Below are 13,812 nucleotides of genomic sequence, written 5' to 3' on the forward strand. Positions count from 1 at the left end.
CCGCCCACCACCCACCGATCGGGAGATCATGTCAACGACAACAACGAGAGCCGTCGTCACGGCGAACAGGGCGGGGCTGAAGCCACCAAGGCAGCGCGGCACAGCGACGCCCGCGCAGCGCCGTCGGAATCTCCGCGAGACCCTCGCCGGATACGCCTTCCTCACCCCGTGGATGATCGGGTTCCTCGGCCTCACGGTCGGCCCGATGGCGTACTCGCTGTACCTCTCGTTCACGTCGTACAACCTCTTCACCGCCCCCGAATGGGTTGGGTTTGAGAACTACATCCGCCTATTCACGGACGACCCGCAGTTCATCCAGTCGGCGCAGATCACCCTCGTCTACGTCCTCGTGGGCACCCCGATCAAGCTCGCCGCGGCGCTTGCGATCGCGCTGCTGCTCAACTACCGCGACCGCGGCGCCGCGTTCTTCCGATCCGCGTTCTACGCCCCCTCGCTCATCGGCGCCTCGGTCTCGGTGGCGATCGTGTGGCGCGCGATGTTCAACACGGACGGCCCCGTCGACACGGCCCTGTCGGCGATCGGCATCAACCTCGGCGGGTGGATCGGAAACGTCAACCTCGTCGTGCCGATGATGATCCTCCTCGCCGTGTGGCAGTTCGGCGCCACGATGGTGATCTTCCTCGCGGGCCTCAAGCAGGTCCCGAAGGAGCTCTACGAGGCCGCCGAGGTCGACGGCGCGGGCCCCGTGCGCCGCTTCAAGGCCGTCACGCTGCCCATGCTCTCGCCGGTGATCTTCTTCAACCTGCTCATCGAGCTCATCGGCGCGTTCCAGGTGTTCGCCTCGGCCTACATCATCTCGAACGGCACCGGCGGCCCCGCCGGCATGACGAACTTCATCACCCTGTACCTCTACAAGCGCGGATTCACGGACACCCAAATGGGCTACGCGAGCGCCATCGCCTGGGTCGTGATGATCGCCGTCGCCATCATCGCCGTGATCCTGTTCTGCACCCAGAAGAACTGGGTCCACTACTCGGGAGACGACCGATGACCGCCACCGCCCTCGTCACGACCGGTAAGCCCGCCCCGCGACGCCGCATGACCCGTCGCGCCTGGCAGACGGTGGTCTGGTTCGTCGTTCTCCTCGCGATCACCGCCGTGGTGATCTACCCGCTGATCTGGCTGTTCGCCTCCACGTTCAAGCCCAACGCCGAGTTCGGCCAGAACCAGGGGCTCATCCCCTGGGATCCGACCCTGTCGAACTACGCGACCGTGTCGGAGGGCATCGGCGGGGTCCCCATGTGGCGGTTCTTCCTGAACTCGACGATCCTCGCCGTGTCGGCGGTCGTCGGCACGCTGCTGTCGAGCTCGCTCGCGGCGTACGCGTTCGCCCGCGTGAAGTTCAAGGGCCTCGGCATCTTCTTCGCCGCCATGATCGGCACGCTGCTGCTGCCCGTGCACGTCGTGATCATCCCCCAGTACATCTGGTTCAACAAGCTCGGCTTCGTCGACACGTTCGTGCCGCTGATCCTCCCGAAGTTCCTCGCGACCGAGGCGTTCTTCGTGTTCCTCATGGTGCAGTTCATCCGCAACCTGCCGCGCGACATGGACGAGGCCGCGCGCATCGACGGCGCCGGCCACCTGCGGATCTTCTGGTCGATCACGCTGCCGCTCATCAAGCCCGCCCTCATCACGAGCGCGATCTTCACGTTCATCTGGACCTGGAACGACTTCCTCGCGCCGCTGCTGTACCTCAACAGCCCGGAGAACTACCCGCTCCCGATCGCGCTGCGGCTGTACAACGACCAGACCTCGACGAGCGACTACGGCGCGACCGTGACGGCCTCGTTCGTGGCCCTGATCCCCGTGCTGCTGTTCTTCATCGTGTTCCAGCGGTTCCTCGTCAACGGCGTCGCGACCCAGGGCCTGAAGGGCTGATGGCGATGGGGAAGGCCGAGCGCGAGGCGCGCCGCATCGCCCGGTCGGGCAGTGGCCCGACCGACGCCGAGCCCGGGGCGAACCCCGGCGCCTCGGGGGCGTTCGCGCTGCTCGGCGAGGTGCTGCTCGTCGGCATCATCGTCACGGTCCTCGGCCTCCCCCTCGTCACCCTCCCCGCTGCGCTGGCCGCGGGGATCCGCCACCTGCGCCGGTTCGCGCGGGCCGACGGATCCCCCTACCGGGCGCTCTGGCGCGACTTCGTTCGCGCGCTCCCCGCCGGCCTCGCGGTCGGCGCGGGCGCCGTCGTGCTGGCCGGCGTGCTGGCGCTCGACATCGTGCTCGCCGGGTCCGGGGCGCTCCCGGGCGGCGGGCTGATTGCGGCGGCCGGCTGGGTCGTCGCCGCCCTCGCGGGCGGGGCGCTCGTCCTCGCCGCCGGGCTGTGGTCGCCCGATCTGGGGTGGGCGGGCGCGCTGCGCGCGCTCCCGGCCGCCGTGGGCGCGGATCCGGCCGGTGCCGCGTATCACGCGATCGCGGCGGCCTTCGTCGCCCTCGCCGGCTGGATGCTCGTGCCCCTCGTCGTGCCCGCCATCGGGTGCGCGACCCTTGCGGCCGCGGCGGTCCCCCAGCGCCCCCGCCGCCGCACCCCCTAACCCCCTGACCCCCAGGAGACACACACGTGCTGTATGGCGCCGACTACAACCCCGACCAGTGGCCGGAGGAGATCTGGCCCGAGGACGTCGCGCTCATGCGCGAGGCCGGCGTCACCACCGTGAGCCTCGGCATCTTCTCCTGGTCGCGGATCCAGCCCACCCCCGACACGTGGGACTTCGCGTGGCTGGACCGGGTCATCGACCTCCTCCACGCCGGCGGCATCGGCGTCAACCTCGCCACGGCCACCGCCTCCGCGCCGCCGTGGGTGACGACCAAGCACCCCGACACGCTCGCGGCGGACGAGAACGGCGCGCCGTACTGGCACGGATCCCGCCAGCACCACTCCCCCTCCTCCCCGACCTGGCGGCGCCTCGCGGGCGAGCTCGTCCGGCGCCTCGCCGAGCGCTACGCGGATCACCCGGCCATCGTCATGTGGCACGTCGACAACGAGCTCGGCTGCCACCTCAACGAGGAGTTCTCCGACTCCGCGCGCGACGCCTTCCGCGCCTGGCTCCTCGAGCGGTACGGATCCGTCGAAGGCGTCAATGAGGCCTGGGGCACCGCGTTCTGGTCGCAGCGCTACTCCTCGATCAACGAGGTCTTCCCTCCGCGCAAGGCGCCCTTCATCCGCAACCCCTCTCAGGTACTGGACTACAAGCGCTTCATGTCCGACACGTGGCTAGCCGTGTACCGCGAGCAGCGCGACATCATCCGGGCCGCGGGCGCGAGCCAGCCCATCTCGACGAACATGATGGGCGCGTTCCCGCCCGCCGACTACGCGTCCTGGGCCGACGACATCGACGTCATCACGGACGACTGCTATCCGGATCCGCTGGATCCGGCCCGCCCGCTCACGACGGCCTTCCAGCGCGACCTCGTGCGCTCCCTCAAGCGCGGCACGCCGTGGATCCTCATGGAGCAGGCGACCGACGCCGTGAACTGGCGCCCCGCGAACCCTTCGAAGGTGGACGGGCAGCTCGCCGCCGAGACGGCGCAGTCGATCGGCCGCGGCGCGAACGGGATCCTGTTCTTCCAGTGGCGGCAGTCCCGCGCGGGCGCCGAGAAGTTCCACTCGGCGATGCTGCCGCAGGCCGGCACCCGCACGCGCACGTGGCACGAAGCCGTCGCGCTCGGCGAGGCGCTCGGGCGCCTCGGTGAGCTGCCGGATCCGGGCGACGACGCCCCCGTCGCGCTCGTGTTCGACTGGGAAAACTGGTGGGCCGTGGAGGGCGAGGGCCACCCGACGCGCCTCGACTACCTGCAGCTCGTGCGCGACTGGCACGCGGCGCTCGTGCGCCGCGGCGTCATGGTCGACATCGTGCCGCCCGAGAAGGTCGACGCCCGGTACAAGCTCGCGATCGCGCCGTTCCTCTACCTGCTGCGCGACGCGGGCGCCGCGGCCCTGTCGCGCTTCGTCGCGGACGGCGGCGTCCTCGCCGCCGGACCGTTCACCGACGTCGTCGACGCGAACGACCGCTTCCGCGTCGGCGGCTTCCTCACCCAGCTCGGCCCCGTCCTCGGCGTCGCCTTCGAGGACTTCCGCGCGCTCGTTCCCCCGGCCCGCGCGACGGTCGCCGAGCGCGCGGGCGAGGAGGGATCCGCCGCGGCCGCCCACGACCCGCGCGCGTACGCGGCGTTCGCGGGCCGGGTGTCCGGATCCGGCACGATCGTCGCCGAGGCCGTGTGGGCCGACGACGCCGACGTCGTCGCCGCGTTCACGGACGGGCCGTCGGCGGGGCGCCCCGCGCTCACGCGCCGCGCGTACGGGGACGGATCCGCGTGGTACCTCGCGACGATGCCCTCGCCGGATGCGCTGGGGGACGTCGTGGGCGCGCTGCTGGGGGACGCGGGCGTGACGGGCGAGATCGCCGAGGTGCCGGACGGCGTCGAGGTCGCCCGCCGCGGCGAGCTCCTCACGCTCATCAACCACGGATCCGTCCCCGCGACCGTGACCGCGCCGGGCACGCTCCTCGGATCCGCGGATCCGTTCGGCACGCGCACCCTGGCGCCGCAGGAGTACGCATTCGTCGTCGCGCCGCGGGCGCGCGCGTGAGCGCGGCGGCGGGCCTCGTCCGTGCGCACGTCGAGGCGGGCCGGCTGCCCGCCGCCGTCTTCGGCATCGCGACCGCTCGCGGCACGACGACCCTCGAGGCGTTCGGCGGGACGGCCGAGCGGCCCGCGCGGACGGGCGACCACTTCCGCCTGTTCTCGATCACGAAGCCGCTCGTGGGCCTCGCGGCGGCGCGGGCGATCGAACGCGGGCTTCTGACGCCGCTCACGCCCCTGGCCGACGCCGTGCCCGAGGTCGGCGCCGGCCGCGAGGACGTCGTGCAGCTGCGGCACCTCGTCAGTCACACCTCGGGCCTGATCGAACCGGCCCTCGACGCGCCGGAGGGGCTCGCGGCCGCGCTGCGCCGCCCCGGGCGCGACTTCGCCGCGGGCGCCGCGTCGCGCTACTCGTCGATCGCGTTCGAGGGGGTCGCGGAGCTAATCCGCCACGCCACGGGCCGCGCGTGGGACGCGGAGGTGGCCGATTTCGCGCGCGCGGCCGGGGCGACGAGCCTCACGCTCGAGGAGTCCGCGGATCCGCACCCCGTCGTCGACGCCGCCGAGCAGGGCCTCAACGTGGCCCGGATGGCCGCGCTCCGCCACCCGGGCGCCGGCCTGATCGGGCGCGCGGAGGACCTCCTGAACATCGGATCCGCCCTCCTCGCCGGGGGCGGCGACATCGTGCGGCCGGCGACCCTCGCCATGATGCGCCGGCCGCTGACCGGCGACATCCCGCGGCTCGAGCCGTATCCCGCCGAGCGCGGGCAGGACTGGGGCTTCTCCTGGAACCTGCGCACGCGCGCGCCGGGCCTCATCGACCGCGACGTGTACGGGCACGGCGGCTGGTCGGGGACGGAGTTCTGGATCCACCCCACGGCGGGCCTCGCGTGGGTCCTCCTGACGAACCGCGCGGTCCGCCCGGGCGTCGACCTGGACGCGATCGACAACGCGGTGGTGTCGGGGGTATAGGCGCCCGGGCGGGAGGGCGCCGAATCGGTGCCATGATCTGAGGTGACCCTGCTGACCCCACGCAATGGAGCACCCCGCATGCAGATCGCCCAGACCTCGCCCGGAACCGGGTCGTCGCCGCCCCGCGCCCGGATGCGCTCGGACGCGCCGAGCCAGCTCCTCGACGGATCCTGGCGCTTCCGCGTGTCCCCCAGTCTGCGCGCGGCGCCGGGCGGGGAGTGGGACCGCGCGGACGTGAGCGCCTGGTCGACGATCGAGGTCCCCGGCCACTGGAACCTGCAGGGCCACGGGTCGCCCGCGTACTCGAACGTGCAGATGCCGTTCCCGCTGGATCCGCCCTTCCCGCCGGACGCGAACCCGATCGGCGACTACGTCGTCGAGTTCGAGGTCGACCCCGACGTTGCCGGCCACGCCGCGCAGACGCTGCGCTTCGACGGCATCGAGTCGGCCGCCGAGGTGCGGCTGAACGGCGCCGTTCTCGGCACGACGCGCGGCAGCCGCCTCACCCACGAGTTCGACGCGACGACCGCGCTGCGCCCGGGCACCAACCGCCTCGCCGTGCGGGTGGCGCAGTTCAGCGACGCGAGCTACCTCGAGGACCAGGACATGTGGTGGCTGCCGGGGATCTTCCGCAGCGTCACCCTCCTCGCGCGCCCCGCGTCCGGGATCCGCGACGTCTTCGTGCGCGCCGACTTCGACGCCGCCACGGGCGCCGGGTCCCTCGAGATCGACGTCGACGCGGACGCGGAGGCGCGGATCCGGATCCCCGAGCTCGGCGTGGACGCCCCCGCGCGCGGCACGGTCGCCGCGGGCGCCGTCGCGCCGTGGTCGGCGGAGTCGCCGCGGCTCTACGACGCCGAGGTGTCGACCGCCGGGGAGACGGTGCGGATCCGGGTCGGCTTCCGGCGCGTGGAGGTGCGCGACACGGAGCTTCTCGTCAACGGCGCCCCCATCATGCTGCGCGGCGTCAACCGCCACGAGCACCACCCCGAGCGCGGCCGCGTCTACGATGCCGACTTCGTCCGCGACGAGCTGCTCCTCATGAAGCGGCACCACATCAACGCGATCCGCACCTCGCACTACCCGCCCCACCCCGACACGCTCGACCTGTTCGACGAGCTCGGCTTCTGGGTCATCGACGAGTGCGACCTCGAGACCCACGCGTTCGAGTACGTGGGCTGGCGCGGCAACCCCAGCGCGGATCCGGCCTGGCGCGACGCCTACCTCGACCGCATGGCGCGCACCGTCCACCGCGACAAGAACCACGCCTCGGTCATCATGTGGTCGCTCGGCAACGAGTCGCACACGGGCACGAACCTCGACCAGATGGCGCTGTGGACGAAGCAGTTCGACCCCACGCGCCTCGTGCACTACGAGGGCGACTGGTCGTGCCGCTACACCGACGTGTACTCGCGGATGTACGCGAGCCACGAGGAGGTGCGCCAGATCGGCGAGGAGGGCCTCGCGGGCCCCGCGACCGACGCGGCCGCGGCCGAGGCCCGGCGCGCGAGCCTGCCGTTCCTGCAGTGCGAGTTCGTGCACGCGATGGGCACCGGCCCGGGCGGGATCCGCGAGTACTGGGACCTGTTCGAGGCGTACCCGCGCCTCGTGGGCGGGTTCGTGTGGGAGTGGGCCGAGCAGGGACTCGCGGTGCGCGGCGAGGACGGCACCAGGCGGATCCTCTATGGCGGCGACTTCGGCGAGGACGTGCACGACGGCAACTTCGTCATCGACGGCCTCGTCTCCCCCGACCGCGAGCCGCGCCCCGGCCTGACGCACTACGCGGCCGTCATCGCGCCCGTGCGCCTCGCGGTCGACGCCGCGCGCGCCTCGGTCGACGTCGCGAACCGCTTCGACCACGCCGACCTCTCGGGCTTCGAGCTCGTGTGGCGGCGCGTCGTCGACGGCGAGACGGTCGCCGAGGGGCGGATCCCCGCACCGGCGTGCCCCGCGCGCTCGGCCGCGGAGGTCGCGCTCCCGGACGAGGCCCGCGCGCCCCGCGACGCCGCGACGGCCGACGTCCTGACGGTCGAGGCGGTTACCCTCGCCGACGCGCCGTGGGCGCCCGCGGGCCACGCGATCGGTGCGGGGCAGGACGCGCGCACCCCGCGCGCCGCGGCCCCCGCTGCCACCGCGGATCCCGCCGCCCGATTCGACGAGACCACGGGCGCGCTCCGCGGACTCGGCGCCCTCGAGATCACCGGCCCGGCGATCGGCATCTGGCGCGCGCCGACGGACAACGACAACGGCCGCCTCCACGGCGAGGCGGACCCGCGCCGCGTCGCCGAGCGCTGGGAGCAGGCCGGCTACGACCGCACCGTCTCGCGGCTCGTCGCGTTCGAGGCCGACGGCGGATCCGCCCGGATCCGCACCCGCACGGCCCCGCCGATCCTCGACTGCGGGATCGACGCGCGCTTGACCTACACGGCGGTCGGCCCCGCGGCCGTCCAGCTCGACGTCGAGATCGACCCCACGGGCTCGTGGCCCGTCGACTGGGCCCGCCTCGGGCTCGACCTCACGATCGACGCGGCGCCGACGGGCCTCGCCTATGCGGGCCTCGGCCCCGTCTCGGCCGCGCCGGACATGGTCGACGGCGCCGCCTTCGGGTGGTGGCAGATCGCGCCGGACGACCTGACGGTCGACCACATCCGCCCGCAGGAGAGCGGCGCCCGGCAGGGCGTCGTCGACGCGACCGTCGAGACGGCCGCGGGGGCGCTCCGGATACGCGCGCTCGGGGATCCGTTCGCCCTCACGGTCTCCCGCGCCGCGCGCGCCGAGATCGCGCGCGCCGAGCACAACTGGGACCTCACGGCCGACGGCAAGACGCACGTGTCGATCGACCTCGCGCAGTACGGCGCGGGCACGGCGAGCTGCGGCCCGGGGGCGCTGCCGCGGCACCGCCTGGCGCCGGGCGCGTTCCGCGCCTCGTTCCTGCTCGAGGCGTCGGCCTGACGCGACGCGGCGCCCCCTCCCCGGCCTCGGGGAGGGGGCGCCTTTTTCGCGCCGGTCAGGCGGCCGCCCCCGCGTCGGCCCCCACCGCGTAGCCGAGCCGCGGCGCGACCTCGGTCGCGAGCAACTCAATCGACCGCACGGTGGTCTCGTGCGTCGCGGGCACCGAATGCACCTGGAAGGTCACGTCGGTCGACGCGGCGATCGCGTCGTCGGCCGCGAGCGAGGCAACGACCTCGTCCGGCGTGCCGATGTGCGTGTCGGTCAGACGCACGAGGTCGTCGAGCCCGATGCCCGAGGCGTCGACGCCGAAGGTCGTCTCGACGAGCCGGCGCAGGGGTTCGCGCGCGCTCTCGAGCACGCGGGTGCGGTCCTCCGGATCCACGACCACGGCGGTGCGCGAGGCGAGGATCCGGGGCGCGGCCGCGTCGGGAAGGGCCGCGCGGTACGCCTCGATAATCGGCAGCTGCACCGCGGACAGCGGCGCGTCGATCGGGAGGCCGGGCCGGGGCTGCGTGCGCGAGAGCATGAGCCCGTCCCCGCGGGCGCCAGCGCGCGCGCCGCCGTCGGCGGAGAAGGTCGCCTGCCAGATCCGCCCGCCGAGCGAGCCGCCCGCGGGGTACATCCGCGAGTCGGTGCCCCGCACGGGCCGGCCCGCGAGCGCGTCGGCGAAGACCGCGAGGTGGTCTGCGAAGATCGCCCGGCGCGCGGCCGGGTCCCGCCCGAACGCCGCGAACGAGCTCGGCGTGCCGCCCGCCGCGACCCCGAGCTGCACCCGGCCGCCGCTCATGTGGTCGAGCACCGCGGCGTCCTCGGCAGCCCGGACGGGGTCGTCGATGGGGAGCGTGAGGACCGCCGTACCGAGCGCGACGCGGGAGGTCTGCGCGGCCGCGGCCGCCAGGAGCACGAAGGGCGACGGCAGCCCGCCCTCGTCCTCGCCGAAGTGGTGCTGGGCGACCCACGCCGAGGCGAATCCCACCCGCTCGGCCTGGACGATCTGCTCGATTGCGAACCGGTACCGGTCGGCCGCCGGCGCGTCCTCGAGCAGTCGGGAGAAGAATCCCAGCCGCGGTCCCGTCATCGTGCGTCCTCCTTCGCGTGTGCGCCGTCCCCGCGGAACCGGATTCCGAGGCGGGCGGCGAAAGGGTGTGTGCTCTTATCGTCGCGCGGATCCGCGGGGCAGGCGCCCCGCGGCGCCCGGTGGTCGCGCGCGTTCCCACGCGCACGCGCGAGATTCCGCGGGAGAACGCTTGCCCGGATCCGCGCGATGTGTCACACTCGATGCATTCGGAAAGCGTTTACCGAACAACTTCACCCACGACAGCACGGAAGCACCATCCTGCCCGATGGCGGGTCGGCGCGCACGAGTCCACAAGTCTTCGCCGAGTCCGGCGCGATTCGCGCCGGACTCGGCGAAGACTTGTGGAGTCGGGGTTACTTCACCGCGCCCGCGGTGAGGCCGCCGACGATGTACTTCTGCAGGAAGAGGAACAGCGCGACGACGGGGAGAGCGGCCATGACGGCGCCGGCGGAGAACGCGCTCCAGTCGGCGTAGCGGGGGTTCGACACGAGCTTCGTGAGCCCGACCGCGAGGGTCTGGATGTCGGTGTCGATGAGGATCACGGACGCGACGACGAACTCGTTGACCGACGCGATGAAGCTCAGCAGCGCGACGACCGCGAGGATCGGCGTGACGAGCGGCAGCACGATCGTGAAGAACACGCGCACGTGGCTCGCGCCGTCGATGCGGGCGGCCTCGTCGATCGACTGCGGGATCGTGTTGAAGAACCCGTACATGAGGTAGGTGTTCACGCCGAGCGCGCCGCCGAGATACACCATGATCAGCCCGATGCGGCTGTTGAGCCCGATGGCGGGGAACCAGTCGCCGATCGCGCTCAGCAGCAGGAAGATCGCGACGACCGCGAGCAGCTGCGGGAACATCTGCACGACGACGATCGTGATGAGCCCGACGCGGCGACCGACGAACCGCATGCGCGAGAACGCGTACGCGGCGAGCGCGCCGAGGAACACCGTGAGGATCGCGGTGACGCCCGAGATGATGAGCGTGTTCGCGAACCACGCGCCGAAGGGCGCCTGCGAGCTGTTCAGGATCCGCGCGTAGGCGTCGAACCCGATCTGAGAGAAGAGCGCATTGGATCCCGTGAGCGTGCCCTGCGGGTTGAGGGAGCTCGAGACAACGAACACGATCGGCAGCATGGCGACCGCGAGGACGACGACGCCCGTGAGGTGCCGCCAGCCGGTGTCGGCGAACCAGCGGCCGAAGGTGCGCCTGCGCGGGGCGAGTGCGGTGCTCATCCGTTCAGCTCCTCGAGTGACTTGGTGCGCCGGAACGCGATGATCGAGATCACCGCGACGATGATGAAGATGATGATCGTGTAGGCGCTCGCGAGGCCGTAGTCGCGGGTCTGACCCGTGAAGGCGACCTTGTAGACCATCGAGATGAGGATGTCGGTGTGGCCGACGGGGATCGGCGCATCCGAGTCGCGCGGCCCGCCGTCGGTCAACATGTAAACGACGTTGAAGTTGTTGAAGTTGAACGCGAACGAGGCGATCAGCAGCGGCGCGAGGCTCACGAGCAGCAGCGGCAGCTTGATGAGGCGGAAGATCGCCCACGGCTTCGCGCCGTCGACCGTCGCCGCCTCGGTGATCTCGTCGGGGATCGACTGCAGCGCGCCCGTGCACACGAGGAACATGTACGGGAAGCCGAGCCAGATGTTGACGATCAGAACCGAGACCTTCGCCATGACCGGATCCGTCAGCCACGGGATGTCGGCGCCCGGGAAGATCACGTTGTTGAGGAACCCGAAGCTCTGGTTCATCATGCCCGCCCACACGAGCGCCGACAGGAACGACGGGATCGCGTACGGGAGGATCAGCAGCGACCGGTAGAGGCGCTTGCCGCGCATGCGCTGGTGGTTGAACGTGATCGCGAGGAACAGGCCGAGGAAGAACGTCGCGGCGACCGTGATGGCCGCGAACGCGAACGTCCAGATCGTGACGTAGACGAGCGGACCCGCAAGGCGCTGATCCGTCACCGCCTTCGCGAAGTTCTCGAATCCGACGTTCACCTTCCAGCCGGGGAGCATCTGCTCACCGCTGTCCGACGTAAAGGCGCCCTCGCCCGTGTCGCGGTAGACCGTGCCGGTCTCGGTGTCGGTGAGGTCGCCGGTGGCCTCGTCGTATTCGAGGGTCGACGTGTACTGGTAGGCGCTGGATCCGTCGGGCGTGCGCAGGGCGCCGTCGTTCGGATCCTCGCTGTAGGGCACCGCGAGGTCGACGACCTCGTCCTGGCGCTCGAGCACGTCGGCGAAGATGAGCGTCTCCCAGCCGGGAGCCTCGACGGCCTGGTCGCCGTCGAACACCGCGTCGGGCACGACCTCGAGCGGGCGCTCGTTCGCGCCGACGAGGGCGTCGCCCTCGGGTGACGTGACGAGGAGGCCGAGCTCGCCGCCCTGCTCGACGACCGTGACGGGGTACGAGGGCGAGTCGGGCACGCGCTCGAGTGCGCTCGCCATGAGCGCCGAGACCGCCTGCTCCTTGGATCCGTTATGCCCGGTTCCGTAGTTCGTGAAGCCCACGTAGCCCGTGTAGAGGAGCACGAAGACCTGGAACAGGGCGAGGAAGAGCACGCCCGGTGCGAGGTACTTCGCGGGGAGGGCGCGCTTCGAGAAGTAGATCCAGTTCACGAGCGTCGCGACGGCGACGACGATCGCGATGACGCCCCACTCGCCGAACGAGACGAGCACGAGCACGGCGTAGACGGCGATGGCGTCGACGATGCCGAGCGCCGCGAGCTTGATGATCAGCGACCTCATGCTGCCGCCGGCCTTGTCGGCGATGCCGCGCGCCTGCTCCTGCCGCTTCGCGCGCTTCGGGTCAGTCGTGACCAGCTCGGTCTCGGTGGGTGAATGCGTCATGGTTCCTCCGGGGGACGGGTGCGGGCGGCCTCACCTGCCGAGAGGCCGCCCGCAGCGCGTCAGCCGATCGCGCCCTCGACGTCGGCGACGAGCTTGCTCCAGCGCTCGGCCGGGTCTGCGCCGTTGATGATCTCGGCCTCGGCGATGCCCCAGTACTGCCAGACGGATCCCATCTCGGGGATCGCGGGCATCGGCACCGACTCGGCGCCGACCTCGGCGAAGCCGGCGATGATCTCGTCGCTCGACGCGGTCTCGGCCGCCGTCGACAGCGCGGGGAGGATGTTCCCGGCCTCGAAGAGCGCGAGCTGCGCCTCCTCGGTGCCGAGGTAGTTGAGGAGGAAGTCGCTCGCGGCGACCTTGTTCTCGGACTCGCTCGAGAGGAAGAAGCCCTTCACGCCGGCGAACGGCGAAGCGGGCTCGCCCGTGGGGCTCGGCACGGTGTCGATCGCGACGTCGATGCCGGCGTCGGTCGCGGCGGCGACGTTCCAGGGGCCCGTCAGCCAGAAGGCCGCGTCGCCGTCGAGGAAGCGCTGCTTCGCGATGTCGCCGTCGATGTCGGTGTTGAGGTGACCGGCGGCGCCCTGCTCGCCGAGCCAGGCCGCGAACTGCTCGCCGCCCTCGCTGCCGAGCTGGAGATCCGTCGCGTCGTACCCGGCGTCGGTCGTGCCGAAGACGGGGGCGCCGAATGCGGTCTGGAACGGGTACAGGTGGTACGGGTTGCCCTCGGCGCCCTGCTCGACGACGAACGGGTGGTCGAGTCCCGCGTCCTGGCCCTTCGCGATCATGTCGGCGAAGTCGGCTGGCTGCTCGGGGACGAGCTCGGTGTTGCGCAGCACGGCGATGTTCTCGACGGCGTACGGGAGCATGTAGACGTTGCCGTCGTAGGTCGCCGCGTCGATCGCGACGTCGAGGTAGTCGCCCGCGGAGTCGCCCATCTCGAGCGGCGCCACGACGCCGTTCGTCGAGAACTCGCCGAGCCAGTCGTGCGCGCCCATCGCGATGTCGGGGCCCTCGCCCGTGGGGACCTGCTGGATGAAGTCGTCCTTGATGTCGGCCGTGTCCTTGCCGACGAGGTCGACCGCGACGCCCGTCTTCTCGGCGTAGTCGTCGGCCGCGCCCTGCAGCGAGTCCACGCGCTCGGCGTCGACCCACACGGTCAGCGTGGTCGAGGCCTCGCCGCCGCCGCTCTGGTCGCCGGTCTCGCCGGTCGGCTCTTCGCTCGTCGAGCACCCGGCGAGGCCGAGGGTCGTCACGAGCGCGATGGTCGCTGCTGCGCGGCCGGTGTTCTTCACCTTCATCGGTGCTGCCCTTCTGTCGTTCCCCGGCGGCTCTGCCGGAATGCAAGCGGTTACATGTA

At 71.8% G+C, this 13,812-nt stretch carries 10 protein-coding genes; 6 read left to right on the forward strand and 4 right to left on the reverse strand.

Features of this window, described 5'->3' with window-relative positions; translation table 11 throughout:
• Positions 1-28: 28 nt before the first annotated feature.
• The 6 genes from GJQ66_RS08630 (at position 29) to GJQ66_RS08655 (ending at position 8,520) form a co-directional block, all read left to right on the forward strand.
• Entirely contained in the window at positions 29-1,012 is a 984-nt protein-coding gene (locus tag GJQ66_RS08630; RefSeq protein WP_155048937.1) for a carbohydrate ABC transporter permease, read from the forward strand.
• Positions 1,009-1,899: a carbohydrate ABC transporter permease gene (locus GJQ66_RS08635; protein WP_155048938.1), complete on the forward strand. Its 891-nt coding sequence runs from the start codon at positions 1,009-1,011 to the stop codon at positions 1,897-1,899. Before GJQ66_RS08630 ends, GJQ66_RS08635 begins: the two co-directional genes overlap by 4 nt.
• Positions 1,899-2,549: a hypothetical protein gene (locus GJQ66_RS08640; protein WP_230379476.1), complete on the forward strand. Its 651-nt coding sequence runs from the start codon at positions 1,899-1,901 to the stop codon at positions 2,547-2,549. Before GJQ66_RS08635 ends, GJQ66_RS08640 begins: the two co-directional genes overlap by 1 nt.
• 26 nt (positions 2,550-2,575) lie before the next feature.
• Complete coding sequence (locus GJQ66_RS08645) at positions 2,576-4,603, forward strand: beta-galactosidase (RefSeq protein ID WP_368732823.1); 2,028 nt, start codon at positions 2,576-2,578, stop codon at positions 4,601-4,603.
• The gene (locus GJQ66_RS08650) at positions 4,600-5,568 is read left to right on the forward strand and encodes a serine hydrolase domain-containing protein (RefSeq protein ID WP_368732824.1); all 969 of its coding nucleotides are present in this window, start codon (positions 4,600-4,602) and stop codon (positions 5,566-5,568) included. The genes GJQ66_RS08645 and GJQ66_RS08650 overlap by 4 nt, the downstream gene beginning before the upstream one ends.
• Positions 5,569-5,646: 78 nt before the next feature.
• Positions 5,647-8,520: a glycoside hydrolase family 2 TIM barrel-domain containing protein gene (locus tag GJQ66_RS08655; protein ID WP_155048939.1), complete on the forward strand. Its 2,874-nt coding sequence runs from the start codon at positions 5,647-5,649 to the stop codon at positions 8,518-8,520.
• Positions 8,521-8,575: 55 nt separating this feature from the next.
• Here GJQ66_RS08655 and GJQ66_RS08660 read toward each other — a convergent pair whose 3' ends face one another.
• From GJQ66_RS08660 to GJQ66_RS08675, 4 genes are all read right to left on the reverse strand, one after another.
• Positions 8,576-9,598, reverse strand: a complete 1,023-nt coding sequence (locus GJQ66_RS08660; protein ID WP_155048940.1) for a putative FMN-dependent luciferase-like monooxygenase — start codon at positions 9,596-9,598, stop codon at positions 8,576-8,578.
• 353 nt (positions 9,599-9,951) lie between these two features.
• Positions 9,952-10,833 carry a sugar ABC transporter permease gene (locus GJQ66_RS08665; protein ID WP_155048941.1) on the reverse strand — a complete coding sequence of 294 codons (882 nt, stop codon included), beginning with the start codon at positions 10,831-10,833 and terminating at the stop codon, positions 9,952-9,954.
• Positions 10,830-12,455, reverse strand: coding sequence for an ABC transporter permease subunit (locus tag GJQ66_RS08670; RefSeq protein WP_155048942.1), 1,626 nt, complete (start codon positions 12,453-12,455; stop codon positions 10,830-10,832). Before GJQ66_RS08670 ends, GJQ66_RS08665 begins: the two co-directional genes overlap by 4 nt.
• Positions 12,456-12,514: 59 nt before the next feature.
• On the reverse strand, positions 12,515-13,753 hold the full coding sequence (locus GJQ66_RS08675) for a maltose ABC transporter substrate-binding protein (protein ID WP_155048943.1): 1,239 nt from the start codon (positions 13,751-13,753) through the stop codon (positions 12,515-12,517).
• Positions 13,754-13,812 lie beyond the last annotated feature (59 nt).

This window comes from Microbacterium sp. ZXX196 (assembly GCF_009709595.1).
In the GTDB taxonomy this organism is placed as follows: Bacteria; Actinomycetota; Actinomycetes; order Actinomycetales; family Microbacteriaceae; genus Microbacterium; species Microbacterium excoecariae.

What these genes read in the sequence shown, in the direction of transcription:
- GJQ66_RS08640 (WP_230379476.1), top strand. Translation starts at nt 1,899, where the DNA reads ATGGCGATGGGGAAGGCCGAGCGCGAGGCGCGCCGCATCGCCCGGTCG.
- GJQ66_RS08655 (WP_155048939.1), top strand. Translation starts at nt 5,647, where the DNA reads ATGCAGATCGCCCAGACCTCGCCCGGAACCGGGTCGTCGCCGCCCCGC.
- GJQ66_RS08665 (WP_155048941.1), bottom strand. Translation starts at nt 10,833, where the DNA reads ATGAGCACCGCACTCGCCCCGCGCAGGCGCACCTTCGGCCGCTGGTTC.
- GJQ66_RS08635 (WP_155048938.1), top strand. Translation starts at nt 1,009, where the DNA reads ATGACCGCCACCGCCCTCGTCACGACCGGTAAGCCCGCCCCGCGACGC.
- GJQ66_RS08670 (WP_155048942.1), bottom strand. Translation starts at nt 12,455, where the DNA reads ATGACGCATTCACCCACCGAGACCGAGCTGGTCACGACTGACCCGAAG.
- GJQ66_RS08660 (WP_155048940.1), bottom strand. Translation starts at nt 9,598, where the DNA reads ATGACGGGACCGCGGCTGGGATTCTTCTCCCGACTGCTCGAGGACGCG.
- GJQ66_RS08675 (WP_155048943.1), bottom strand. Translation starts at nt 13,753, where the DNA reads ATGAAGGTGAAGAACACCGGCCGCGCAGCAGCGACCATCGCGCTCGTG.
- GJQ66_RS08630 (WP_155048937.1), top strand. Translation starts at nt 29, where the DNA reads ATGTCAACGACAACAACGAGAGCCGTCGTCACGGCGAACAGGGCGGGG.